At 73.8% G+C, this 23,690-nt stretch carries 22 protein-coding genes and 1 tRNA gene; 14 read left to right on the top strand and 9 right to left on the bottom strand.

Annotation, left to right across the window (positions count from 1 at the left end; translation table 11 throughout):
• The first annotated feature begins 28 nt into the window (after positions 1 to 28).
• The 3 genes from BLS67_RS01975 to BLS67_RS01965 all read left to right on the top strand — a co-directional run bounded on the left by BLS67_RS01975 (position 29) and on the right by BLS67_RS01965 (position 1,857).
• Entirely contained in the window at positions 29 to 790 is a 762-nt protein-coding gene (locus tag BLS67_RS01975) for a uracil-DNA glycosylase (RefSeq protein WP_091238607.1), read from the top strand.
• Between the two features lie 10 nt (positions 791 to 800).
• A tRNA-Leu gene (locus BLS67_RS01970) sits at positions 801 to 874 on the top strand.
• 152 nt (positions 875 to 1,026) lie between these two features.
• The gene (locus tag BLS67_RS01965; protein ID WP_091238604.1) at positions 1,027 to 1,857 is read left to right on the top strand and encodes a Bax inhibitor-1/YccA family protein; all 831 of its coding nucleotides are present in this window, start codon (positions 1,027 to 1,029) and stop codon (positions 1,855 to 1,857) included.
• A gap of 69 nt (positions 1,858 to 1,926) precedes the next feature.
• Here BLS67_RS01965 and BLS67_RS01960 read toward each other — a convergent pair whose 3' ends face one another.
• Both BLS67_RS01960 and BLS67_RS01955 read right to left on the bottom strand, forming a co-directional pair.
• Positions 1,927 to 3,147, bottom strand: coding sequence for an acetyl-CoA C-acetyltransferase (locus tag BLS67_RS01960; RefSeq protein ID WP_091238602.1), 1,221 nt, complete (start codon positions 3,145 to 3,147; stop codon positions 1,927 to 1,929).
• A 57-nt stretch (positions 3,148 to 3,204) separates the two neighbouring features.
• A complete protein-coding gene (locus BLS67_RS01955) occupies positions 3,205 to 4,224 on the bottom strand; it encodes an SGNH/GDSL hydrolase family protein (RefSeq protein WP_091238599.1) in 1,020 nt (339 codons plus the stop codon).
• Between the two features lie 65 nt (positions 4,225 to 4,289).
• On the opposite strand from BLS67_RS01955, the gene BLS67_RS01950 reads away from it, so the two are divergent.
• Positions 4,290 to 5,648, top strand: a complete 1,359-nt coding sequence (locus BLS67_RS01950) for a DUF2252 domain-containing protein (protein WP_242653720.1) — start codon at positions 4,290 to 4,292, stop codon at positions 5,646 to 5,648.
• Here BLS67_RS01950 and BLS67_RS01945 read toward each other — a convergent pair.
• Genes BLS67_RS01945 through BLS67_RS01935 form a run of 3 tightly spaced genes read right to left on the bottom strand, consistent with a single transcriptional unit; the run spans position 5,641 to position 9,532 of the window.
• Positions 5,641 to 6,087, bottom strand: coding sequence for a GNAT family N-acetyltransferase (locus tag BLS67_RS01945; protein ID WP_242653718.1), 447 nt, complete (start codon positions 6,085 to 6,087; stop codon positions 5,641 to 5,643). The genes BLS67_RS01950 and BLS67_RS01945 overlap by 8 nt on opposite strands.
• 14 nt (positions 6,088 to 6,101) lie before the next feature.
• Positions 6,102 to 8,093 carry a VWA domain-containing protein gene (locus tag BLS67_RS01940; protein WP_091238596.1) on the bottom strand — a complete coding sequence of 664 codons (1,992 nt, stop codon included), beginning with the start codon at positions 8,091 to 8,093 and terminating at the stop codon, positions 6,102 to 6,104.
• A gap of 2 nt (positions 8,094 to 8,095) precedes the next feature.
• The gene (locus BLS67_RS01935; RefSeq protein ID WP_242653717.1) at positions 8,096 to 9,532 is read right to left on the bottom strand and encodes a sigma 54-interacting transcriptional regulator; all 1,437 of its coding nucleotides are present in this window, start codon (positions 9,530 to 9,532) and stop codon (positions 8,096 to 8,098) included.
• A gap of 72 nt (positions 9,533 to 9,604) precedes the next feature.
• On the opposite strand from BLS67_RS01935, the gene BLS67_RS01930 reads away from it, so the two are divergent.
• The 5 genes from BLS67_RS01930 to BLS67_RS01910 all read left to right on the top strand — a co-directional run bounded on the left by BLS67_RS01930 (position 9,605) and on the right by BLS67_RS01910 (position 15,627).
• The gene (locus BLS67_RS01930; RefSeq protein ID WP_091238590.1) at positions 9,605 to 10,300 is read left to right on the top strand and encodes a GOLPH3/VPS74 family protein; all 696 of its coding nucleotides are present in this window, start codon (positions 9,605 to 9,607) and stop codon (positions 10,298 to 10,300) included.
• A 23-nt stretch (positions 10,301 to 10,323) separates the two neighbouring features.
• The gene (gene ilvA, locus BLS67_RS01925; RefSeq protein WP_207500174.1) at positions 10,324 to 11,547 is read left to right on the top strand and encodes a threonine ammonia-lyase; all 1,224 of its coding nucleotides are present in this window, start codon (positions 10,324 to 10,326) and stop codon (positions 11,545 to 11,547) included.
• Between the two features lie 119 nt (positions 11,548 to 11,666).
• The gene (locus BLS67_RS01920) at positions 11,667 to 12,665 is read left to right on the top strand and encodes an ATP-binding cassette domain-containing protein (protein WP_091239224.1); all 999 of its coding nucleotides are present in this window, start codon (positions 11,667 to 11,669) and stop codon (positions 12,663 to 12,665) included.
• On the top strand, positions 12,662 to 13,468 hold the full coding sequence (locus tag BLS67_RS01915) for an ABC transporter permease (protein ID WP_091238587.1): 807 nt from the start codon (positions 12,662 to 12,664) through the stop codon (positions 13,466 to 13,468). The genes BLS67_RS01920 and BLS67_RS01915 overlap by 4 nt, the downstream gene beginning before the upstream one ends.
• Before the next feature lie 47 nt (positions 13,469 to 13,515).
• Positions 13,516 to 15,627: a M3 family metallopeptidase gene (locus BLS67_RS01910; protein ID WP_091238583.1), complete on the top strand. Its 2,112-nt coding sequence runs from the start codon at positions 13,516 to 13,518 to the stop codon at positions 15,625 to 15,627.
• Between the two features lie 63 nt (positions 15,628 to 15,690).
• Here BLS67_RS01910 and BLS67_RS01905 read toward each other — a convergent pair whose 3' ends face one another.
• From BLS67_RS01905 to greA, 3 genes are read right to left on the bottom strand one after another with little or no spacing between them, the layout of a single operon-like run.
• Entirely contained in the window at positions 15,691 to 16,320 is a 630-nt protein-coding gene (locus BLS67_RS01905; protein ID WP_091238580.1) for a maleylpyruvate isomerase family mycothiol-dependent enzyme, read from the bottom strand.
• A 10-nt stretch (positions 16,321 to 16,330) separates the two neighbouring features.
• Positions 16,331 to 16,693, bottom strand: a complete 363-nt coding sequence (locus tag BLS67_RS01900; protein ID WP_091238577.1) for an RNHCP domain-containing protein — start codon at positions 16,691 to 16,693, stop codon at positions 16,331 to 16,333.
• 7 nt (positions 16,694 to 16,700) lie between these two features.
• Positions 16,701 to 17,204: a transcription elongation factor GreA gene (gene greA, locus BLS67_RS01895; protein ID WP_091238575.1), complete on the bottom strand. Its 504-nt coding sequence runs from the start codon at positions 17,202 to 17,204 to the stop codon at positions 16,701 to 16,703.
• A gap of 174 nt (positions 17,205 to 17,378) precedes the next feature.
• Here greA and mca point away from each other — a divergent pair, with 174 nt between their 5' ends.
• The 5 genes from mca to BLS67_RS01870 all read left to right on the top strand — a co-directional run bounded on the left by mca (position 17,379) and on the right by BLS67_RS01870 (position 21,273).
• On the top strand, positions 17,379 to 18,278 hold the full coding sequence (gene mca / locus BLS67_RS01890; RefSeq protein WP_207500173.1) for a mycothiol conjugate amidase Mca: 900 nt from the start codon (positions 17,379 to 17,381) through the stop codon (positions 18,276 to 18,278).
• The gene (locus BLS67_RS01885; protein ID WP_091238569.1) at positions 18,275 to 18,589 is read left to right on the top strand and encodes a hypothetical protein; all 315 of its coding nucleotides are present in this window, start codon (positions 18,275 to 18,277) and stop codon (positions 18,587 to 18,589) included. The genes mca and BLS67_RS01885 overlap by 4 nt, the downstream gene beginning before the upstream one ends.
• A gap of 34 nt (positions 18,590 to 18,623) precedes the next feature.
• Positions 18,624 to 19,151, top strand: coding sequence for a phosphate-starvation-inducible PsiE family protein (locus tag BLS67_RS01880; RefSeq protein ID WP_091238566.1), 528 nt, complete (start codon positions 18,624 to 18,626; stop codon positions 19,149 to 19,151).
• Between the two features lie 117 nt (positions 19,152 to 19,268).
• Positions 19,269 to 19,982, top strand: a complete 714-nt coding sequence (locus tag BLS67_RS01875) for a hypothetical protein (protein WP_242653713.1) — start codon at positions 19,269 to 19,271, stop codon at positions 19,980 to 19,982.
• A 46-nt stretch (positions 19,983 to 20,028) separates the two neighbouring features.
• Entirely contained in the window at positions 20,029 to 21,273 is a 1,245-nt protein-coding gene (locus BLS67_RS01870; protein ID WP_091238564.1) for a geranylgeranyl reductase family protein, read from the top strand.
• A gap of 22 nt (positions 21,274 to 21,295) precedes the next feature.
• Here the strand turns inward: BLS67_RS01870 and katG are convergent, their stop codons facing one another.
• A complete protein-coding gene (katG, locus tag BLS67_RS01865; RefSeq protein WP_091238561.1) occupies positions 21,296 to 23,539 on the bottom strand; it encodes a catalase/peroxidase HPI in 2,244 nt (747 codons plus the stop codon).
• Positions 23,540 to 23,690: the final 151 nt, after the last annotated feature.

The raw sequence follows: 23,690 nt of genomic DNA, 5'->3' as shown, positions 1-23,690 counted from the left end.
CCGCGCGCGGCTGTGCTCTGCTGGGTGGGTGGCACGAGACGCCGACGGCTACCCCGTCACCCGCACCCCGGCCGGTGTCGCCCGCGGTGCCCGCACGGCGGTCGACCTCGCCGCCGTCGACGAGCGGGTGTCCGGCTGCCGTGCCTGCCCCCGGCTGGTGGCCTGGCGCGAGGAGGTCGCCGTGGTGAAGCGGGCCGCCTTCCGCGACCAGGTCTACTGGGGCCGACCCGTGCACGGCATGGGCCCCGCCGACGCCCGGATCGGCGTCGTCGGGCTCGCGCCGGCCGCGCACGGCGGCAACCGCACCGGGCGGATCTTCACCGGCGACCGGTCGGGCGACTGGATCTTCGCCGCGCTCTGGCGGGCCGGGCTGGCCAACCAGCCCACCTCGGTGAGCATCGACGACGGTCTCGAGCTGACCGACTGCCGGATCGTGGCCGCGGTGCGCTGCGCCCCGCCGGACAACGCGCCCACCCCGGCCGAGCGCGACACCTGCTCGCCGTGGTTGGCCCGGGAGCTCGAGCTGCTGCCCCGGCTGCGGGTGCTCGTGGTGCTGGGCGGGTTCGGCTGGTCCGCGCTGCTGCCCGTGCTGGCGCGGGCCGGTGTGGAGATCCCGCGGCCCAAGCCCAGGTTCGGGCACGGCGCCGAGGTCACCCTGGCCGGCCCCGGCGGCCCGCTGACCGTGCTGGGCAGCTACCACGTCAGCCAGCAGAACACCTTCACCGGGCGGCTCACCGAGCCCATGCTGGACGCCGTCCTCACCCGGGCGGTCGAGCTCGCGGGAGGATGACGCGCACACCGCCCTCGTAGCCCAACCGGGAGAGGCAGGCCCCTTAAAAGGGTCCCAGTGTGGGTTCGAACCCCACCGAGGGCACGCAGGCCCCCCGAGGTGGTCACGGTGTGATCACGGTGTGATCACGTCCAGCGGGCGCCCAGGAACCCCTGGGCGGGCAGGTGCGTTGTGCAGACCGAGTGGGTAGTCCGTCCGGCCCACGCACCCGACCGAGTCACCTCGAGGAGATGACGATGCCCAGCAGCAACCCGGCCTTCAGCCGGGGCTTCCCCGGCGCCCCCAACGGCCCGGGTGCCCAGAACGGCGGCGCCGGCTACGGCCAGCCCACGGCCCAGCAGCCGTGGGGCGCCCCCGCGCAGCAGCAGAGCCCGTACGCCGCGAACCCGTACGCCGCCACGGGCGCGCAGTACATGACGATGGACGACGTCGTCCAGAAGACCGGGCTGTCCTTCCTGGTCACCGTGCTCGCGGCCGCGGCCGTCTGGGCGCTGCCGGGCAACAGCGGCGCGGTGTTCGCGATCCCGGCGGTCCTGATCGCGTTCGTGCTGGGCCTGGTGATCTCGTTCAAGCAGATCGCCAACCCGGCCGCCACGCTCGGCTACGCCGTCCTCATGGGTGGTGCGCTGGGTGCCATCAGCGAGCTCTACGCCACGCAGTTCGGCGGCAACATCGTCATGCAGGCCCTGATCGGCACCTTCGGTGTCTTCTTCGGCATGCTCGTGGTCTACAAGACCGGCGCCATCCGGGTGACCCCCAAGCTCACCCGCTGGATCGTCGGCGCCATGTTCGGTGTGCTGGCCCTGGTCATCGTGAACCTGGTGGCCGGCTTCTTCACCCCCGGCGGCCTCGGCCTGCGCGACGGCGGTCCGCTGGCCATCGGGTTCAGCCTGCTCGTCATCGGTGTCGCGGCGTTCTCGCTGCTGCTGGACTTCGACATGGCCGACGAGGCCATCCGTCGCGGCGTGGCCCCCAAGGTCGCCTGGTACATCGCCTTCGGCCTGCTGGTCACGGTCATCTGGCTGTACCTGGAGATCCTGCGTCTGCTGAGCTACTTCCGCGAGTAGTCGCACCCGCACACTCACCGAGGCCCGGCCCCCCCGCGAGGGGGGACCGGGCCTCGGTCCGTCCCGGGGTCAGCTCAGGCGCTCGAGCACCATCGCCATGCCCATGCCGCCGCCCACGCACATGGTCTCCAGGCCGAACGTGCCGTCGGTCGAGCGCAGGCCGTTGAGCAGGGTGCCGGTGATCCGGGCGCCGGTCATGCCGAAGGGGTGCCCGACGGCGATGGCCCCGCCGTGCACGTTCAGCTTGTCGATGTCGATGCCCAGGTCGCGGTAGCTCGGGATGACCTGCGCGGCGAAGGCCTCGTTGATCTCCACGAGGTCCATGTCGTCGATGGTCATGCCCGCCCGGGCCAACGCCTGCTTCGAGGCCTCGACCGGGCCGTAGCCCATGATCTCCGGCGACAGGCCGGTGACGCCGGTCGAGACGATGCGGGCCAGCGGGGTGATGCCCAGCTGTGCGGCCTTGGTGTCGCTCATGACCACCAGCGCCGCGGCGCCGTCGTTGAGCGGGCAGGCGTTGCCCGCCGTCACCCGGCCGTCGGGGCGGAAGACCGGCTTGAGCTGCGAGATGCCCTCGAGGGTGGTGCCGGCTCGCGGGCCGTCGTCCGTGCTGACCACGGTGCCGTCGGGGGTGGTGACGGGGGTGATCTCGCGGTTCCAGAAGCCGTCGGCGATGGCCTTCTCGGCCAGGTTCTGCGACCGGACGGCGAACTCGTCCATCTCGGCCCGCGAGACGTCCTTCAGCAGCGCCAGGTTCTCGGCCGTCTGGCCCATGGCGATGTAGACGTCGGGGATGCCACCCTGCTCGCGCGGGTCGGTCCAGGTGTCGGCCCCGGTCTCGGCGACCTCGGCGATCTGGGCCTTGCGGTCGGCGAACACCGGGTTCTCGGTGTCGGGCAGACCGTCGGAGTTGCCCTTCGCGAACCGCGACACCATCTCGACGCCGGCGCTGATGAACACGTCGCCCTCGCCCGCCCGGATCGCGTGCATCGCCATGCGGGTGGTCTGCAGCGACGAGGAGCAGTAGCGGGTGATCGTCGTCCCGGGCAGGTGGTCCATGCCCAGCAGGACCGAGACCACCCGGCCCATGTTGAAGCCCTGCTCGCCGCCGGGCAGGCCGCAGCCCAGCATCAGGTCGGAGATGTCGCGGGGGTCGAGCGAGGGCACCTGGTCGAGCGCGGCGCGGACGATCGTGGCGGTCAGGTCGTCGGGCCGCAGGTCCTTCAGCGAGCCCTTGAAGGCCCGGCCGATCGGGGAACGGGCAACGGCGACGATGACGGCTTCGGGCACGGAGGACCTCCACGGTGAGGCGCACCCGCGGTCGCGGGCGCGGACGTGCCCCCGACGTTACCGGTCGGTAGCCCCGGCGGGCTCGGTCGCGGGGGTGGCCTCGGGCAGCTGCTGGGGACGTCGACGCCGCAGCAGCGCCCACGGACCGCGCGGGCCGGCGTCCGACCCGTCGACCGAGGCCGGTTGCACCTCGGTACCGGGCCGGCCGGCGGCGCTGGCCGCGGCCCGCGCGATGGGCCGCACGGTGTCCCGGCGCAGCCCGCGGGCTCCGCGGTCGGCGGCGGCGGGCCAGACGTCGAGGGCGTCGGCCACGGACGGGAGCAGGCACGCGGCCGCGGCGGCGTAGCCGGCGGCCGAGGGGTGGAACTCGTCGCTGGAGAACATCGTGCGGTCGCTGGCGAAGGCCGGGCCCAGCAGCGAGCCCAACGACACGGTGCGGCCGCCCTCGGCCACCACGGCCATGGTCTGCGCGGCGGCCAGCTGACGGCTCCACCGGCGGCCCAGGGTGCGCAGCGGCTGCGCGACGGGGCGGATGGTGCCCAGGTCGGGGCAGGTGCCGACCACGACCTCGCACCCGGTCTCGCGCAGCGAGCGGACCGCGGCGGCCAGGTCGCGGACGGCGAGCGCGGGCTTCGAACGGCTCGTGACGTCGTTGGCGCCGATCATGATCATCGCGACGTCGGGTCGGTGCGGCAGCACCCGCTCGACCTGGCCCGGGAGGGCGGCGGAGCGGGCACCGGACACGGCCACCTTGACCAGCCGCACCGGCCGCTCGGCCAGCTCGGCCAGCGCCGAGGCCACCAGGACACCGGGGGTCTGCTCGGCGCGGTCGACGCCCAGGCCCACGGCGCTGGAGTCACCGAGCACCGCGAGCACGATCTGCTTGCCGCGGTAGTGGCCGTAGCGACCCTCGCCCGTGGGCGGGTCGGCCTTCGCGGTGCGGGACTCGACCCGCCGCCTGGCCAGCCTGGCCTCCTGGCGCAGGAGGGTGGCCAGCCCGGCGCCGACGAGGCCGAGCCCGCCGCCCCCGTAGGCCGCCGCCGTGGCGAGCCGTCGAGCTCTGCTCGCCCGTGTCATGCGGTCACCGTCCCCGGCTCGTCGTCTGGCCTGCCCGGCGAGGCTATCGCCCCTAGGGTGACCGCGTGCCCGAGCACCCGTCGCCGCAGCCGTCCGAGCCCGAGCAGGCCCGCCGGGCCCGCATCGTCGAGGTCCTGGTGGATGCCTTCTCCGATCTCATGACCGCCGATGCCGACGCCTTCCGCGTGAAGTTCCGCAAGATGGCGGCCGACCCGTTCGCGTTCTACCGGGGGTCGGCCTGCCTGTTCTACGCCGACCTGGTGGACGTCCCGGACCCGTGGAGCGACGAGCGGACGTCCCGCACGTGGATCCACGGTGACCTGCACGCCGCCAACTTCGGCACCTACATGGACGGCTCGGGGCGGATCGTCTTCGACGTCAACGACTACGACGAGTCCTACCTGGGGCACCTGTCGTGGGACCTGCGGCGGTTCTGCGCGAGCTTCGCGCTGCTGGCCTGGCGCAAGGCGTTGTCCGACGACGTGATCGCCGCCGTGCTCCGGGTCTACCTGGAGTCCTACCTGGACCAGGTCGCGGTCTTCGCCGGCACCGACGCCGACCGCGAGTTCGCCCTCGACCGGCACAGCACGACCGGGGCGGTCCGCGACCTGGTGCTGGCCACCGCCGAGCAGACCCGGGTCTCGCTGCTCGAGGGGTTGACGGTCGTCGAGGACCACCAGCGCCGGTTCTCCGACATCCCGCGGCACCGCCGGCTCGACGAGGCCGAGCACGCCGAGGTGCTGGCGGCCGTGGAGGCCTACCGGGCGACGCTGCCGGCCGGCTCCCGCCGCCGCGAGGTCGCCTACGACGTGAAGGACGTCGTCGGCACCGGCGGGTTCGGCATCGGCAGCGCCGGCCTGCCCGCCTACACCGTGCTGCTCGAGGGCTACGACCAGGCGCTGGAGAACGACGTCGTCCTGTCGATGAAGCAGGCCGGCACCGCGGCGCCGTCGCGGATCGTCACCGACCCCGAGGTGCGGGCGATGTTCGCGCACGAGGGCGAGCGCACGGTGTCCGCGCAGCGGGCGATGCAGGCGCACGCCTCGCCCTTCCTCGGGCACACCGTGGTCCGCGGTGTCGGCTTCCTGGTCTCGGAGCTGTCGCCCTACGAGAACGACCTGGACTGGGAGGACCTCACCGAGCCCGACGAGATCGTCGAGGTGGTCGCGCAGCTCGGTCGGGCCACGGCGAAGATCCACTGCATCGGCGATGCCGACGCCGAGCACGAGGCGGTCGACGTGCAGGTCGAGGACGCCGTCCTGGCCCTGGTGGGTGACCGGCGGGAGGAGCTGGTCGCCGACCTGACCGCGTTCGCGCACACCTACGCGGCACGGGTGCGCACCGACCACCGGTTGTTCGTCGACGCGTTCCGCGCGGGGGAGATCCCCGGCATCAGCTCCTCGGGGGAGCACCCGGTCACCTGATCGGCAGGTCCAGCACCATGCCCAGGTGGGCACCCACGGGAGGCAGGTCGTAGGGCTGCGTGACGACGGTGAACCCGATCCGCTCGTAGAACCCGACGGCGGCCTCGCGGGCGTCGCACCACACGAGGTCGGCGCCGGCCCGGGAGATCTGCACCAGACCCTCGGCGACCAACGCCCGGCCGGCGCCCAGCCCGCGCACCTCGGGGTCGGTGGCCATGCCGCGCAGCTGCCAGGCGTACTCGGTGTCGCGCCACTGGCACACCTGCGGGTGGAACCGGACGACGCCGACCACCTGGCCCTCGTCGGTGAGGGCGGCCAGGTGGACGGTCGACGGGGCGTCGTCGCCGGTGATCTGGACCGGGCGGCCCTGGCGCAGGACGCGCGACCGCAGCTCGTAGGTGTCCCGCGCCGCGACCCGCTCGATCCTCACCGTGCTCACCGGGCCAGTCTCCCTCAGCGCGCCCGGCGCCCCCTCCGGGTGCGAAGATAATCGGCGACGACGTACTCGCCGAGGCGGTCGCCGTCGGGGAGGAAGACCCGGCCGCCGGCGCGCTGGGTGATGTCCTGCACGAAGTGCACCAGCGCCGGCTCCGGGTCGAGGGCGAACACGTTCATCGTCGCCCCGGACCGGGCCACCCGCTCGACCTCGGCCACCGTCTTGGCGATGGTCTCGGGCATCGGGGGCCAGCAGAAGTACGGCGAGCCGTCGTCCTCCAGGTGCGCGGTCGGCTCGCCGTCGGTGACCACCAGGACGACGGGCTCGGCGTCGTGGTGCCGGGCCAGGAACCTGCGGGCCAGCATCAGCCCGTGCTGCAGGTTCGTGCCCTGCAGGGTGTCCACGCTCAGCTCGGCCAGCGTCTCGGGCCGGAGCACCTGCGCGGTGGACGCGAACCCGATGATCTCGATCGCGTCCTGCGGGAAGCGCGTGGTCACCAACGAGTGCAGCGCCATCGCCGTCGACTTGGCCGCGCCCCACGTGCCGCGGAGGGCCATCGAGTACGACAGGTCGACCAGCAGCGCCACCGCCGCGCCGGTGCGGCGCTCGGTCTCGACCACCTCGAAGTCCTCGACGGCGATGCGCACCCGCCGCTCGCCCGGTGCGCTCGGCTCGCCCGCGGTGCGCAGCACGGCGTTGCGCACGGTGCGGACGACGTCCAGCGGCTGCTCGTCGCCGAACCGCCACTCGCGGCTGGCGCCGGTCAGCTCGCCGGTGGCACCGGCGTCGGCGACGTCGTGGTCGCCCCGGCCGGCGCTGTCGAGCTGGGCGAACACCCGGCGCAGCGCCGTGGCGCCCAGCCGGCGGACCGCCTTGGGCGAGAGCTCGAGCTTGCCCTCGGTGCGGTTCAGGTGGCCCTGGCGCTCGAGCTCGCGCTCGAGCTGACGGAGAGCGGCGAGGTCGTCGATGCCGGAGCGGCCCAGCGCGCGCTCGACCAGCTCCTCGTCGATGTCGGCGAGGCTGGCCCCGGCGTACCCCTGGGAGAGCTGGCTGGACAGCGCCTCGAGGTCGGCCAGCTCGGCCACCGCCGTCGTCGCGTCGCCCAGGCCGAGACCCTCGGCGCCGTCGGGCACCTGGCCCGGCCGACCCCACGGCAGGTCGGGGCGGGCCTGGCGCAGCGCGTCGTTGAGGTGCGCCATCTCGCTGGCCAGCCCCATGTCCTGCATGGCCTGGCCCATCAGCTCGCCCAGCTCCGCCCGCTGCTCGGGCGAGAGCCCGGCCATCATGCGTTCCTGCGCCGCGGCACGGCGGGCGAGGGAGTCGACGAGCTCGTCGACCGTCTGCGGGTCGTCGGGGAAGAACTGGCCGTGCTCGTCCATGAAGTCGGCGAACTGCTGGTCGGTGTCCTCGCCGCGGTTGTGCGCGTCGAGCAGCGCGGACAGGTCGGCGACCATGTCCTTGACCGCCTGGTTGCCGTCCTGGCCGTCGGCGTTCATCTGCTGCAGGGCCTGCTTCATGTGCTGGAACTGGCTGTCCAGCACCTCCTTCTGCAGCAGGTCCTGGATCTGCCGGTAGGCCTCGGCGGCCTCGGGGGAGCGCCACTGCCTGTCCTTGAGGGCCCGCACCGCGCCGGCGGTGTCCTGCGGCAGGGCGTCGAGCTCGGCCTCGGCGAGCCGGGCGGCGTCGTCGGGGTCCGGGAACAGCTCGCGGCGCTCGGCCTCCAGGGCCTTGTCCAGCAGCTCCCGCACCTCCTGCAGCGTGCCGTCCATCGCGCCGGCCTTGCGGGCCTCGCGCAGCCGGTCGCGCACCGACCGGCGCAGCTCGTCGAGGCCGCGTCGGCCGTCGAGACCGCGGCGCAGCAGGTCGCGCAGCGCCTCGCGGACGCTGCTGCCGGCCAGCACCTGGTCGCCGATCTCGTCGACGGCGTCGCCGAGGTCGTAGGGCGGGGCCAGCGGGTCGGCCCCGCCGCGCCACCGCCCGTACCGGTACCCGCGGTTGCCCCTGGGCACGGTCAGCTCCCGTACACGGTGCGGCCGCCGTCGGTGTCCTTGGCCAACCGCCGGGTCAGCCACAGCCCCTCGAGGGCGAACTCGACGGCGGCGGCCGCCTGCTCCGGGGACTCCTCGCCCTCGGGCACGCCCAGGCGGCCCAGCAGCTGCGCCAGGTTGGGCACGGTGCCGACCTGGCCCATCAGCGCAGGCGCGCTCACCAGATCACCGGACTCGACCACCTCGCCCGAGGTGAAGTGCTCCTGGAGCCCGGTCAGGTCCAGCCCGCCGCAGCGGGCCCGGAAGGTCTGCGCGGTGGCCTGGCGCAGCAGGTGCTCGAGGATCTCCAGCTCGCGCTCGCCGTCGTCGTCGGAGCCCGAGTCGGCGAACTCGACCTTGCCGCGGCTGGCCGGTACGACGGCCGGCAGGTCGACCACCCGCGCGACGGGACGGGTCTCGCCGGCCACCGCCGCCCGTCGTACGGCCGAGGCGGCGACGGTCTCGAGCCCGGCGATGGCGAACCGGGCGCTGACGCCGGACCGCTGGTCGACCTGGCTGGACTCGCGGACCAGGCGGGTGAACCGGGCCATGATCTCGACCAGGTGCTCGGGCACCAGCGGCTTGTCCAGCGCGCTCTCGCCCAGGCCCCATGAGGTGTGCGCCTCCTGGTGCAGCAACCGGATCTCGTCGGCGAGCTCGATCGGGTAGTGGGTGCGCACCTCGGCGCCGAACCGGTCCTTCAGCGGCGTGATGATGCGCCCGCGGTTGGTGTAGTCCTCGGGGTTGGCGCTGGCGACCAGCAGGAGGTCCAACGGCAGTCGTACCCGGTAGCCGCGGATCTGGATGTCGCGCTCCTCGAGCACGTTGAGCAGCGCGACCTGGATGCGCTCGGCCAGGTCGGGCAGCTCGTTGATGCTGAAGATGCCGCGGTTGGTGCGCGGCACCAGGCCGTAGTGCACCGTCTCGGGGTCGCCCAGGGTGCGGCCCTCGGCGACCTTGATCGGGTCGACGTCGCCGATCAGGTCGCCGACGCTGGTGTCGGGGGTGGCCAGCTTCTCGCCGAACCGGTCGCTGCGGTGCAGCCAGCCCACCGGGGTGGCGTCGCCGTGCTCGGCGATCTGCCGGTGCGCCCAGACGCTGACCGGGGCCAGCGGGTGCTCGTTGAGCTCGCTGCCGAGCAGCACCGGGGTCCACTCGTCGAGCAGGCCGACCAGGGTGCGGATCAGCCGGGTCTTGCCCTGCCCTCGTTCGCCGAGGAGGACGAGGTCGTGGCCGGCGATGAGGGCGCGCTCGACCTCGGGCAGGACGGTGTCGTCGAAGCCGACGATGCCGGGCAGGGTGGGCTCGCCGGCGGCCAGCCGGGCGAGCAGGTTGGTGCGTAGTTCGGCCTTGACGCCGACGTGGGTGGCGCCGCTGCCGCGCAGCTCGCCGAGGGTCGTGGGTGCGGGGGTCTCCGTCACCCCACTCACGGTACGACGGGGGTGCGACATCCGGGGTGCGTGCAGGTGGCGGCCCTGCCAGGGTGTGGTGGCATGACGCGGAGCATCGCGAGCGAACTGCTGCTGCTGGCCCTCGACGACGAGAAGGGCAAGCCCCTCGTCGACGGCTCGACCCTCAACGCCGCGCTGGCCGGCACCGCCGTCGTCGAGCTGGTCGCGGCGGGTGCCCTGGACCTGCAGCTCGACGACGGGGGCGAGGTCGAGCCGGGGAGGCTGCGCCGCACCGGGGTCGCCCGCCCGGCCGACGAGCTGCTGGGCGAGGTCGTGGACACCTGCCACGGGAAGAAGCCGGAGGGCGCCGTCGGTGCGCTCACCACGATGACGTTCCGCGACCGCGGGGCGAAGCTGCGCGAGCAGCTGCTGGCCGAGCTGGTGGCCGACGGCGTGCTCACCCACGAGCGCGGCAAGGTCCTCGGCCTGTTCCCGACCGATCGCTGGCCCGAGGTCGACCCGACGGTCGAGCAGGAGATCCGCAGCCGGGTCCGGGCCGTGCTCGTCGACGGCGCGCAGCCCGACCGGCGGACGGCGACGCTGGTGTCGATGCTGTCGGTGACCAAGCTGGCGCCGAAGCTCTTCCCGGACGTCGACCGCGCCCAGCTGCAGGCCCGGGCCGACGCGGTGCGGGCCGGCGACTGGGCCGGGGGAGCCGTCGCGAAGGCCCTCGACGAGCTGATTGCCGTGATGATGGTGGCGGTGTTCGTCCCGACGATCGTCAGCACGAGCTCCTGACCCCGGGTGCCAGGATCGGGGGCGTGAGCGAACCCGTCGTCCCCCTGGTCACCGGTGCCGACGTCGAGGCCGCGGCCCGGCTGCTCGACGGCGTCGTCCGGCGCACGCCGCTCGAGCACTCCCGGGCCCTCGCCGAGCGGGTGGGCGGGCCGGTGTGGCTCAAGTGCGAGAACCTGCAGCGCACCGGGTCGTTCAAGATCCGCGGCGCCTACACCCGCATCGCGCGGCTGACCGACGCCGAGCGCGCGTCGGGGGTGGTCGCGGCCAGCGCGGGCAACCACGCCCAGGGCGTCGCGCTCGCCGCGCGCGAGCTGGGCGCCGCCGCGACGGTGTTCATGCCCGAGACCGCCCCGCTGCCCAAGCTGGCCGCCACCCGCGGCTACGGCGCCACCGTCCACCAGCTCGGGGACTCCCTCACCGCGCCGCTGGTGGTCGCCCGCGAGTTCGCGGACGAGACCGGGTCGGTGTTCATCCACCCCTTCGACCACCCCGACGTGATCGCCGGGCAGGGCACCGTCGGGCTGGAGATCGTCGAGCAGTGCCCGGAGGTGGCCACCGTCGTGGTGTGCACCGGCGGGGGCGGCCTCGTCGCCGGCGTCGCGGCGGCGGTCAAGGCCGCCAAGCCCGGCGTGCGGGTCGTGGCGGTGCAGGCCGCGGCGGCCGCGGCCTTCCCCGCGTCGCTGGCCGCCGGGGTACCGGTGCCGCTGGCGTCGATGGCCACGATGGCCGACGGCATCGCCGTCGCGGCACCGGGTGACCTGACCCTGGCCCACGTCGCCGGGCTGGTCGACGAGGTGCGCACCGTCACCGAGGACCAGCTGTCCCGGGCGCTGCTGTTCTGCCTGGAGCGGGCCAAGCTCGTCGTCGAGCCCGCCGGGGTCGCCGCGGTCGCCGCCGTGCTGGCCGACCCGACGGCGTTCGCGGCGCCGGTGGTGGCCGTGGTGTCCGGCGGCAACATCGACCCGGTGCTCATGCTCAAGGTCGTGCAGCACGGCATGGCCGCCGCCGGCCGCTACCTGTCCCTGCGGGTCCGGGTGCCCGACCGGCCGGGCTCGCTGGCCGGGCTGCTGCGGGAGCTGGCCGCCGTCTCGGCCAACGTGCTGTCGGTCGAGCACGAGCGCACCACCGCGCAGCTCGACCTGGGCGAGGTCGAGATCGCCGTGGTGCTGGAGACCCGCGGGCCCGACCACGCCCGCGAGGTCCAGGCCGCGCTGGTCCGGGTGGGGTACGCGGTCAGCGAGGGCTGAACCGATGAGTCCGGGCGCCCGCACCGGTCCCCACCCCGAGCGCGCCGACCAGGGGTGCCGGGACGAGCGGGAGCAGACGTGCAGCGGTTCTGTCGGTGGGTCGACCTACGGTGCACCCCATGAGCGACGCCGTGGTGGTCGAGGGGCTGGTCAAGCGGTTCGGTGAGTTCACCGCGCTCGACGGGGTGGACCTGACGGTCGCCGAGGGCACCGTGCTGGGCCTGCTCGGGCCCAACGGGGCCGGCAAGACCACGGTCGTGCGCATCCTGTCCACCCTGCTGCGCCCCGACGGCGGTCGGGCGGAGGTCACGGGCCTGGACGTCGTCGCCCAGGCCGCGCAGGTGCGCGGCGTGATCGGGCTGACCGGGCAGTACGCGGCGGTCGACGAGTACCTGACCGGCGAGGAGAACCTCGAGATGGTCGGCCGGCTCTACCGGTTGAGCGGCAAGGAGGCCCGCAGCCGGGCCGGCCAGCTGCTCGAGCGGTTCGACCTGACCGACGCCGCCCGCCGGCCGGCGAAGACCTACTCGGGCGGCATGCGCCGCCGGCTGGACATCGCCGCGTCGCTGATCGCCCGACCACGGGTGCTCTTCCTCGACGAGCCGACCACGGGCCTCGACCCGCGCAGCCGGCTGGGCATGTGGGAGTTCATCGCCGACCTCGTCAGCGACGGCACCACCATCCTGCTGACCACCCAGTACCTGGAGGAGGCCGACCGGCTGGCCGACCGCATGGTGGTCATCGACCGGGGCAAGGTCATCGCCCGCGGCACCGCCGACCAGCTCAAGGCGCAGGTCGGCGGTGAGCGGCTCGAGCTCACCGTCGGTTCGGTCGAGGGGCTCACCCGGGCGGCCGAGCTGCTGCGCCCGCTGGCCCTGGACGACCCGCGACGCGACGAGCAGACCCGTCGGCTGACCCTCCCGGTCACCGGCGGCGCGGCCACCCTGGCCGAGGCGCTCCGGCTGCTCGAGGGCAGCGGGGTCGAGCTGCTCGACGTCGGCCTCCGGCGGCCCGACCTGGACGACGTCTTCCTGACCCTCACCGGCCATGCCGCAGACGGGGCCGCCGACGAGGCCGCCGAGAACGCCGAGACCACCCCCGCGGAGGCCACCCGATGAGCGCCCTGTCGCACACGCTGTCCGACAGCCTGGTCATCACCCGGCGCAACCTGATCAAGGTCAAGCGGGTGCCCGACCTGATCGTCTTCGCGACGCTGTCGCCGATCATGTTCGTGCTGCTGTTCCGCTACGTCTTCGGCGGGGCGATCACGCTGCCCGACGGCATCACCTACGCCGAGTTCCTGCTCCCGGGGATCTTCGCCCAGACCGTGGTGTTCGGCTCCACCACCACCGGCGCCAGCATCGCCGACGACCTGCAGAAAGGGCTGGTCGACCGGTTCCGGTCGCTGCCCATGTCCAGGTCGGCGGTGCTCATCGGCCGCACGGTCGCCGACCTCGGGCTCAACGCCATCTCCATCGTGGTCATGGCGCTCACCGGCCTGCTGGTCGGGTGGCGGATCAACAGCTCGGTGCCCGAGGCGATCGGCGGGTTCCTCATCCTGCTGGTGTTCGCCTTCGCCGTCAGCTGGATGATGGCGCTGGTCGGGCTGCTGGTGCGCACGCCCGAGGTGGTCAACAACGCCAGCTTCATCGTGATCTTCCCGCTGACGTTCGTGGCCAACACCTTCGTGCCGCTGGAGAGCTTCCCGTCGGTGCTGCGCACCTTCGCCGAGTGGAACCCGGTCTCCACGGTGGTGCAGGCCGCCCGCGACCTGTTCGGCAACCAGCCCGACAGCGTGCCGGTGGCCGACGCGTGGTCGCTGCAGAACCCGGTCCTCTACACGCTGATCTGGGCGGCGGTCATCCTCGCCGTCTTCGTGCCGCTGGCGGTCCGGGCCTACCTGCGCACCTCCACCCGCTGAGCACACCCGTCGAGCCCGGCGACGGCCGCGGGCGGAGACTGACGACGATGTCCACGCCCGCGGCCGCGTCCGCCACCCCGAGTGCCCTGCCCGTCGACAACCCGCTGGCCGCGCCCTCGCCGCTGCCCTTCGGGTTGCCCCCGTTCGCCGACCTGACCCTCGAGCACTGCCGCGAGGCGCTGCTCGCCGGGATGGCCGCGCAGCGCGCCGAGGTCACCGCGATCACCGGGTCCGCCGACCCGGCGACGTTCGAGAACACGATCGTCGCGCTGGAGCGGTCGGGGGAGCTGCTGCACCGCGCGCAGGCGGTCTTCTACGCGCTGGCCTCGTCGAACTCCTCGGACCGGCTGCGCGAGATCGAGCGCGAGGTGGCACCGCTGTCGGCGGCGCACTCCGATGCCCTGCGACTGGACCCGGAGCTGTTCGCCCGAATCGACGCCGTGCACACCTCGGTGCACACCTCGACGCACACCGCGGTGCAGGCCGGGGGGCAGCAGGAGCCGCACGGCCTCGACGCCGAGGCCGTCCGGCTGGTCGAGCGGTACCACCTGGACTTCGTGCTCTCGGGCGCCCAGCTCGACGAGGCAGGACGCGACGAGCTGCGCGAGCTGAACCAGCAGCTGTCGGCGCTGTCCACCACGTTCGGGCAGAACCTCGTGGTGGCCACCGAGGCAGCCGCCGTCCTCGTCACCGACCCGGCCCAGCTGGCGGGGCTCAGCGAGGCCGAGGTCGAGGCCGCGGGCACGGCGGCCACCGAGCGCGGTCGCGAGGGCTACCTGCTCACCCTGGTGCTGCCCTCGGGCCAGCCGGCGATGGCCAAGCTCCGCGACCGCGAACTGCGCCGCCGGCTGCACGAGGCGTCGGTGGGCCGTGCCTCGGGTGGCGAGCACGACAACGGCCCGGTGGCCGCCCGGATCGCCCACCTGCGGGCGGTGCGGGCCCGGCTGCTGGGCTTCGACACCCACGCCGACCTGGTGGCGGCCGACCAGACGGCGAAGACCTCCGCCGCGGTCGACGAGCTGCTGGGCACCCTGGTCCCGCCGTCGGTGACCAACGCCCGCGCCGAGGGCGAGGTGCTGGCCGAGCTGGCCGCCGCCGACGGCGTCGAGCTGGCCGCCTGGGACTGGGCGTTCTACAGCGAGCAGGTCCGCCGCGACCGGTACGCCGTCGACACCGCTGCGCTGCGGCCGTGGTTCGAGCTGGACCGGGTGCTGGTCGACGGCGTCTTCCACGCCGCCCGGCTGCTCTACGGCTACACCTTCACCCCGCGCCCCGACCTCCCCGGCTACCACCCCGACGTCCGCGTCTGGGAGGTCGCCGACGCCGCCGGTGAGCCGGTCGGGCTCTACCTCGGCGACTTCTACGCCCGCGACGGCAAGCGGGGCGGGGCGTGGATGAGCTCGTTCGTCTCGCAGTCGCGCCTGCTCGGCACCCGCCCCGTGGTCTTCAACGTCCTCAACGTCACCCGGGCTGCCGGTGACCAGCCGACGCTGCTGACCCTCGACGAGGTCACCACGCTGTTCCACGAGTTCGGCCACACCCTGCACGGGCTGTCCTCGGCGGTGACCTACCCGCGGTTCTCCGGAACCAGCGTGCCGCGCGACTTCGTCGAGTTCCCCAGCCAGGTCAACGAGATGTGGGCGCTGTGGCCCGAGGTCCTGGACCACTACGCCCGGCACACGCAGACCGACGAGCCGCTGGGGCGCGAGGTCGTCGCCGCCATCGAGGCCGCGTCGCTGTGGGGCGAGGGCCACGGCACGCTGGAGTACCTCGCCGCCACCCTGCTGGACCAGGCCTGGCACCGGATCACCCCCGACACCGTCGTCGACGACCCGCAGGCCTTCGAGGCCGCCGCGCTCGAGGCGGCCGGGGTGGCCTCCGACCTGGTGCCGCCCCGGTACCGCACGACGTACTTCCAGCACGTCTTCGCCGGGGGCTACGCGGCCGGCTACTACTCCTACATCTGGTCCGAGGTGCTCGACGCCGACACCGTCGAGTGGTTCAGGGCCAACGGCGGCCTCACCCGTGCCAACGGCGACCGGTTCCGCGACGAACTGCTGGCCCGCGGCGGGTCGGTGGACCCCATGGATGCCTTCCGCGCGGTCGTCGGCCACGACCCCGACCCGGCACCCCTGCTCGCCCGCCGCGGCCTGGGGTGATCCACCTGGGCTGATCCACCTGAGCTGGTCCTGGTCCACGACACGCGGCGGATGAGGACCAGCTCAGTCGGGTGGACCCAGCCGGGCGGCCAGCACGGGCAGGCCCGGCCCGGCGAGCCCGGACAACGCGTCGGCCCGCCCGCAGGCAGCCAGCAGGAGCGCCTCGCCCGGCCCGGTGACCTCGGGCCCGCGGCCCCATGACCAGTCCACGTCGGTGGCGGCCAGCCGCAGTCCGCGGGTCCGCCACCCACCACGGGTCGGCGGGGCCACCATCGCGAACGGCAGGACGGCGGCCAGCCGGTCCACCGGCACCCGCCGCGGCAGGTCGAGCGGCCGACGGATGTCCTGCTGGTGCACCACCGTGTCGGTGAGCGCCACCCGGCTGCCGAACAGGGCGGTCACCCCGCGCGGCCGCAGCGACCGGGCCAGCACCTCCAGGACGCCGTCCGGGCCGCCGACGGCGTACTCGCGCACCCCGACCGCGTTCATGGCGTCCGGCCACGCCCTCCCGCCCAGAGCGCGGCGGCCGAGCTGGACGGCGGAGAGCTCGTCGAAGCTGACCACGTGCGCGACGACGTCCAGCACGGTCCAGCCGCGGCACAGCGACGGGGCGGACCACTGCTCGCTGCTCAGCGACCGGCCCAGCTCCAGCAGGTCGGTGCGCTCGGCGACGGCCAACTCCACGACGTCCACCCCGGCATCCTCACAACCAGGGCAGCGAGAGCACCAGGTCGAGGTCGTCGGGGGAGTCGCCGTCGCGGACCAGGCGGTTGGGCTGGCGGTGGCCGCACGCCGTGCAGCGGTGCACCACCTGCCAGCCCTTGCCCGACTTCTCCACCAGCCTGATCGGCTGCATCGCCTGCCGGCACGTGCTGGCCCGGTCGCCGGGCTTCTCGTCGACGTGCAGGGACCACAGGCAGTACGGGCAGTGGTTGCGGTAGTGGCCGTCGGTGTTCGCCGGCACGGTGCGGGCGCAGTGCACGCAGGCGAAGGTCGTGTTCTCCCGCGCGCGCGAACGAGCCCGGGGACCGTGGTCCCCGGGCTCGCCGGTGTCGTGCTCGGTCAGGGCTGCCTCAGGGGACGAAGGGCTCGACCGCGAGCACCTTGACGGTGATGTCCTTGCCGTTGGGCGCCTGGTAGGTCACCGAGCTGCCCGGCTTCGCGCCCAGGATCGAGGCACCGAGCGCGGACTCGGGGGAGTACACCGAGAGCTCGGTGGTGCCGGCGATCTCGCGCGAGCCCAGCAGGAACTTCTCGGTGTCGTCCTCGTCGCCGTCGAAGGCGATGGTGATGACCGTGCCCAGCGCGGCGTCGGTGGCGGTCGTCGGCGGCTCGCCGACGCGGGCCTTGCGCAGCAGGTCGACCAGCTGGCGGATCCGGCCCTCCTGCTTGCCCTGCTCGTCCTTGGCCGCGTGGTAGCCGCCGTTCTCCTTGAGGTCGCCCTCCTCGCGGCGCGCGTTGATCTCCGCGGCCATGGCGGTGCGGCCGGCGACCAGTTCGTCGTGCTCGGCCTTCAGCCGGTCGTAGGCCTCCTGGGTCAGCCAGACGCCCTGGTCCTGCTCGTCGATGGTGGCCATGGTGGCTGCTCCTACAACTCAAGAGCCGCCCCCCGGACGGGGAGCGGCTGCGGACGAACGACCAAGCTAACACCCCGGTGTGCTGCAGCGCACCCGCAGTGACGGGATGCGAGACCGCCGGGACCGGTCCGGGGCGAGCGCCGTCCACGGCGCGGGGGTGGGACCATGGAGCGCGTGACCCAACCGGACCAGCTGCGACTGCTCGCGGTGCACGCCCATCCCGACGACGAGTCCAGCAAGGGCGCGGCCACGATGGCCAAGTACGTCGCCGAGGGCGTCGACGTCCTGGTGGCCACCTGCACCGGGGGCGAGCGCGGTTCCGTGCTCAACCCGGCGATGGACCGCCCCGAGGTCTGGGAGCGGCTGCCGCAGGTCCGCTCGGAGGAGATGGCCGCGGCCCGCGAGATCCTCGGCGTCGGCCAGGAGTGGCTGGGCTTCGTCGACTCGGGCCTGCCCGAGGGTGACCCGCTGCCCCCGCTCCCCGAGGGCTGCTTCGCCCTGGTGCCGCTCGAGGAGGCCGCGGCCCCGCTGGTCGCGCTGATCCGCCGGTTCCGCCCGCAGGTGATGACCACCTACGACGAGCGCGGCGGCTACCCCCACCCCGACCACATCAAGACCCACGAGATCTCGGTGCACGCGTTCGAGGCGGCCGGCGACCCCGACAGCTACCCCGAGCTGGGTGAGCCGTGGCAGGTCAGCAAGCTGTACTACAACATGAGCTTCACGCTGCCCCGCACGAAGGCGATCCACGAGGCCATGCTGGGCGCGGGCCTCGAGTCCCCCTACGCCGAGATGCTGGAGCGGTGGGATCCGGCCAAGGACATCTCGCACCGGGTCACCACCCGGGTGCCGTGCGGTGAGTACTTCGGCATCCGCGACCGCGCGCTGATCGCGCACGCCACCCAGATCGACCCCACGGGCCGGTGGTTCTCCACCCCGATGGACATGCAGCAGCGGGTCTGGCCGACCGAGGACTTCGAGCTGGCCCGGTCGCTGGTCGACAGCCCGACCCCCGAGGACGACCTCTTCGCGGGCATCCGCAGCCGGGCCGACGAAGAGGTGGGTGCCCGATGACCGTCGGCACGGCCGTGCTGGCCGCCAGCGAGCAGCTCCCCGAGGACGTCGGCAAGTCCGGTCCGCTCGGCCTGCTGCTCACCGTCGTCCTGCTGGTCGCCGTCCTCCTCCTCGGCCGGTCCATGGGCAAGCACCTGAAGCGGCTCCCGGCCAGCTTCGACCCCGCCGACGCACCCATCGACGTCCCGGACGACGCCTCCGAGCTGTTCGAGCCCCGTCCGGGCGAGGAGCTGCTCGACGTCCTGCGCCGGCAGCCGCTGGCGATCGAGGGCCCGCGCGACCCCGACGAAGGGTCCACCGCCGCTCCCTGAGGCGCAGCTGTGAGCTGTGCCGCATGATCGCGGCGTGGCCGACCAGCGACGCGAGGACGACGAGCAGCACCCGCCCGGTTTCGGCCGCCTGGGCACGAAGGTGCTCGAGCTGGCCGAGAACGTCGTGTACGCCGGCATCGCGCTCTTCCTCGTGGTCACGGCGCTGGTCCTGCTGGTGCTCGCCGGGAAGACCACCTGGGCCCTCGTCACGGACCTCTCCGAGACCCCGGTGCTGGAGCTGCTCGACGTCCTGCTGCTGGTCTTCATCGTGGTCGAGCTGCTGTTCGCCGTCCGGACGACGGTCGAGAAGCGCGAGCTGATCGCCGAGCCGTTCCTGCTGGTCGGCATCATCGCCTCCATCAAGGAGATCGTCGTGCTCAGCGTCGAGGCGGCCGGCACGGTCGGCACCGCGGGGTTCGCCGACCGGATCGTCGAGATCGGCGTCCTCGGCGTCCTGGTGCTGCTGCTGGGCATCACCTCGCTGCTGCTGCGGCGCAAGGAGCGCGAGCCCGACGAGGGCGAGAACGCCCCGGCCGACCCGGAGACCCGCGACCGCTCCTGACCCGTCCGGGTCCGGCGGCCATCCGTCGTGCGGCGACGCTTGCATTACTTGATTACACGCTTACAGTGATGCACAGCAGGACCCGATCCGCGGGCCCTCCGATCCGAGGAGAGCGCCATGCGTCCCCCCTTCCCCCCTCAGGGCCCCCACCGGCACGGCCGCGACCGCGGCGAGCACGGCGGCGGCCCCTTCCCCGGCGGCCCGTTCGCGGCCGCCTTCGCCGGCGCCGGCCGCGGCTTCCCCGGTCGCGGCGGTGGCCGCGGCCGTGGCCCCGGCGGCCCCGGTGGTCGCGGTCGCGGGGCCGATGCCCCGCCGCCGGTCGACCGCGCCGAGGTCGCCGGCTGGTTCACCGGCCGGCTGCCCGACGACTGGACGACGGTCGCGCCCGAGCTGATCGTCGACCGGGACGAGATCACCGTGGTGGTCACCGTCCCCGAACCCCCCACCGAGGCCGACGAGACGCCGGCCGCGGCCGAGGCGGCCCGCTCGGGCCGCATCGCCCGGTTCCGCGAGGACACCCGGGCCCGCCGCGTCGAGATCGCCGAGGCGGCCCAGGAGCGCTTCGGGCGCACGGTGTCCTGGGGAGCCCGCTGCGGCGAGGTGACCGAGCTGTTCACCACGGTCTCCGCGCCGGTGATGACCCGGCTGCGGCAGTCCGAGCGGCTGGTGCTCGACACCCTCGTCGACGCCGGCGTGGCCCGCTCCCGCTCCGACGCCCTGGTCTGGTCGGTGCGGCTGGTCGGCCAGCACGCCGACGAGTGGCTGACCCAGCTGCGCGAGGCCATGCAGTCGGTCGAGGAGGTCCGCGCCCAGGGCCCGAAGCTGGGCTGACCGGGCACGCCACCCCCTCGGTCGCCCCGCCGGGGAGACTGAGGGGGTGAGCACCCCCGAGAGCACCGACGTCCTGGTCGTGGGCGCCGGTCCCGCCGGTTCCGCGGCGGCCGCCTGGGCCGCCCGGGCCGGCCGCGACGTCGTCCTCGCCGACGCCGCGGTCTTCCCCCGCGACAAGACCTGCGGCGACGGCCTGACCCCCCGGGCGGTGGCCGAGCTGGACCACCTCGGCCTGGGGGAGTGGGTGCGCTCGCACGGCACCAACCGGGGCCTGCGGGCCGCCGGGTTCGGCCAGGAGCTGCTGCTGCCGTGGCCGGGTGGCTCGCTGCCCGACCACGGCAGCGCCGTGCCGCGCACCGAGCTCGACGCCCGCATCCGCCAGGTCGCGCTGGACGACGGCGCCGTCCCGGCGGAGGGTGCCCGGGCCGTCGACGTGCAGCGCGACGGCGACCGGGTGTCGGCCGTCGTGTTCGAGGACGGCCGCACCGTCGCCTGCCGCAAGCTCGTGGTCGCCGACGGCGTGCGCTCGCCGCTGGGCCGCGTGCTGGGCCGTGAGTGGCACCGCGAGACCGCCTACGGCGTGGCCGCCCGCGGCTACGTGACCAGCGGCCGCAGCGACGACCCGTGGATCTCCAGCCACCTCGAGCTGCGCGGCACGCAGGGCGAGCTGCTGTCCGGATACGGCTGGGTCTTCCCGCTCTCGGACGGCGAGGTCAACATCGGTGTCGGCACCCTGGCCACGGCCAAGCGCCCCGCCGGCGTGCAGCTCAAGCCGCTGCTGGACTTCTACGCCGACAGCCGGCGCGACGAGTGGCAGCTGACCGGCGACGTGCGGGCCAAGGCGTCGGCGCTGCTGCCGATGGGCGGGGCGGTGTCGGGCGTGGCCGGCCGCAACTGGGCGCTGGTCGGCGACGCCGCCGGCTGCGTCAACCCGCTCAACGGCGAGGGCATCGACTACGGCATGGAGACCGGCCGCACGCTGGCCGGCCTGCTCGACGAGGACGACTGGTCGCTGGCCTGGCCGGCCACCCTCCGCCGGCACTACGGCGAGGCGTTCTCCATCGCCCGCCGGCTGGCGGGCCTGCTCACCCTGCCGCGGCTGCTGCCCGCGGCCGGCCCGGTGGGCATGCGGTCGCGCGCGCTGATGACCGTGGCGCTGCGGGTGATGGGCAACCTGGTCACCGACGAGGACCGCGACCTGACCGCCCGCGCCTGGCGCACCGCCGGCCGGCTGTCGGTCCGGCTCGACGACCGGCCGCCCTTCCCCGCCGCGGACCTGCGCGCCGGCTGAGCCGGCGCGCAGGTCGGGGCGCTCAGCCGGCCCGCACGTCGTAGCGGTCGGCCATCATCACCTTGTCCCACGCGGCGACGAAGTCCCGCACGAACCGGGCCTCCCCGCCCCGGCTGGCGTACACCTCGGCCACCGCGCGCAGCTGCGCGTTGGCGCCGAACACCAGGTCGTGCCGGGTGGCCGCGTGCACCTGCTCGCCGCTGTCGCGGTCGTCGAGGGCGAACCGCGTGCCGGCCTCGTCGAGCTTCCGCCACTGCAGGTCGGGGCTGAGCACGGTGGTGAAGAAGTCCGTGCTCAGCACGCCCACCCGGTCGGTGAGCGTGGGCGACCCGTCGTGGTTGCCGCCCAGCGCCCGCAGGCCGCCGGTCAGCGCCACCCACTCGGGCGCGGTGAGCCCGAGGAGGTCGGCCTTGTCCAGGAACAGCTGCTCGGGCGACACCGGGGTCACCTCGGTGAGGTCGGGCTGGGTGTAGTTGCGGAACCCGTCGGCCAGCGGGGCCAGCCACTCGAAGGTCGGGACGTCGGTCTGCTCCTGCGTGGCGTCCACCCGCCCGGGCGTGAACGGCACCTGGACCTCGTGGCCGGCCGCACGGGCGGCGTCCTCGACGGCGACGCACCCGGCCAGCACGATCGTGTCGGCCAGGCTCGCCCCGGCCTGCTCGGCCACGGCCCGCAGCGCGGCCACCACGGGCACGGTGCGCCGGTTGACCACCCAGTCCTTCTGCGGGGCCAGGGCCAGCCGGGCCCCGTTGGCCCCGCCGCGCTTGTCGCTGTCGCGGTAGGTGACCGCGGAGGAGAAGGCGGTGTAGGCCAGGTCGGAGGTGCTCAGGCCGGTGTCGCGGATGGCCTGCGCGAGCCGGGTGACGGCGTCGGCGCCGAGGGGTGCGGCGGTCGGCGCGGGCAGCGGGTCCTGCCAGGGCAGGTCGTCGGCCGGCACCTCGGGGCCCAGGTAGCGGGCCTTGGGGCCCATGTCGCGGTGGGTGAGCTTGTACCAGGCCTTGGAGAAGGCCAGCGTGAACGCGTCGAAGTCGGCCAGGAACCGCTGGCAGATCTCCCGGTACACCGGGTCGACCTTGAGCGCGATGTCGCTGGTCATCATCATCAGCGGGTGCTCGACCCCGGGCAGGTGCGCGTCGGGGGTCCTCGGGGCGCCGGGGTCGACCGGGGTCCACTGCAGGGCGCCGGCGGGGCTGCGGGTCTGCTCCCACTCGTGGCCGAACAGGTTCTCCAGGTAGGTGTTGTCCCAGGTCGTGGGGGTCTGCGTCCACGAGCCCTCGATGCCGTTGGTCATGGTGTCCGCGCCGTTGCCCGCGCCCTGCGGGTTGTGCCAGCCCAGGCCCATGGCCTCCATCGGGGCGTTCTCCGGCGGGGCGCCGATGCGGTCGGCAGCGACCTGACCGTGGCTCTTGCCGAAGGCGTGCCCACCGGCGATGAGGGCGACGGTCTCCTCGTCGTCCATGGCCATGCGGCCGAAGGTGATGCGGATGTCGACGGCGGAGGCCGCCGGGTCACCGTTGGCCTCCGGGCCCTCGGGGTTGACGTAGATCAGCGCCTGGTGGGAGGCGGCCAGCGGCTGCTGCAGCTCGTAGTCGGCGTCCCCGGGCTTGCCGGTCCACCGCTGGTCGCGGTTCACCATGTCGTCGTAGGAGCTGGGCGCGGTCATGTCGATGTGCTCGGGGCCCCAGTACGTGGCGTCGTCGGCCTCCCAGGCGTCGCGCCGTCCTCCGGCGAAGCCGTAGGTCGGGAAGCCCATGATCTCCAGCGCGCAGTTGCCGGTGAGCACCATCAGGTCGGCCCACGAGATCGCGGCGCCGTACCGCTGCTTGATCGGCCAGAGCAGTCGGCGGGACTTGTCGGTGTTGCCGTTGTCCCACCAGCTGCTGATCGGGGCGAAGCGCTGCATGGCCTGGCCGGCGCCGCCGCGGCCGTCGGCGATGCGGTAGGTGCCGGCCGAGTGCCAGGCCATGCGGATCATCTGCGGGCCGTAGTTGCCGTAGTCGGAGGGCCACCACGGCACCGAGGTGGTGAGGAACTGCTTGATCTCGGCCTTGAGCGCAGGCAGGTCGATCGTCGCGAACGCCGCGGCGTAGTCCTCGTCCGACAGCGGGTTCGCGGCGGCGCCGTCGCGGTGCAGCTGCTCGACCCGCAGCCGCTGGGGGTACCAGTCCGACAGCGTGGGGGCGGAGGTCTGGGCGCCGCCGAGGGTGTTCCCGCCGAACGGGCACTTCCCCTCGAGGACGTCGTCGTACTCGGCGTACTGGGTCATGGTGGGTGCCCTCTCCTCGAGCGTCCGTTGCGTGGGGTCGTGCGAGGACCCCTCCGGCATCGTCAGGGTTGACCGGCCGGTCCGCGACGGGACGGTCGCGTCTCGACACGCCGCTACCGGCGTGTGCGGGCTAGTGCGCGATGCGCGGTAC

The sequence above is a fragment of the Klenkia soli genome (assembly GCF_900103975.1).
In the GTDB taxonomy this organism is placed as follows: Bacteria; Actinomycetota; Actinomycetes; order Mycobacteriales; family Geodermatophilaceae; genus Klenkia; species Klenkia soli.
Note: the sequence above shows the minus strand (reverse complement) of the source record. Positions and strands in the feature narration are given on the sequence as shown.

Bases quoted from the DNA above. Each gene is read 5' to 3' on its own strand.
- BLS67_RS01965 (WP_091238604.1), top strand. From the start codon at position 1,027: ATGCCCAGCAGCAACCCGGCCTTCAGCCGGGGCTTCCCCGGCGCCCCC.
- greA (WP_091238575.1), bottom strand. From the start codon at position 17,204: ATGGCCACCATCGACGAGCAGGACCAGGGCGTCTGGCTGACCCAGGAG.
- BLS67_RS01915 (WP_091238587.1), top strand. From the start codon at position 12,662: ATGAGCGCCCTGTCGCACACGCTGTCCGACAGCCTGGTCATCACCCGG.
- BLS67_RS01920 (WP_091239224.1), top strand. From the start codon at position 11,667: ATGAGCGACGCCGTGGTGGTCGAGGGGCTGGTCAAGCGGTTCGGTGAG.
- BLS67_RS01955 (WP_091238599.1), bottom strand. From the start codon at position 4,224: ATGACACGGGCGAGCAGAGCTCGACGGCTCGCCACGGCGGCGGCCTAC.
- BLS67_RS01885 (WP_091238569.1), top strand. From the start codon at position 18,275: ATGACCGTCGGCACGGCCGTGCTGGCCGCCAGCGAGCAGCTCCCCGAG.
- BLS67_RS01875 (WP_242653713.1), top strand. From the start codon at position 19,269: ATGCGTCCCCCCTTCCCCCCTCAGGGCCCCCACCGGCACGGCCGCGAC.
- katG (WP_091238561.1), bottom strand. From the start codon at position 23,539: ATGACCCAGTACGCCGAGTACGACGACGTCCTCGAGGGGAAGTGCCCG.
- BLS67_RS01910 (WP_091238583.1), top strand. From the start codon at position 13,516: ATGTCCACGCCCGCGGCCGCGTCCGCCACCCCGAGTGCCCTGCCCGTC.
- BLS67_RS01930 (WP_091238590.1), top strand. From the start codon at position 9,605: ATGACGCGGAGCATCGCGAGCGAACTGCTGCTGCTGGCCCTCGACGAC.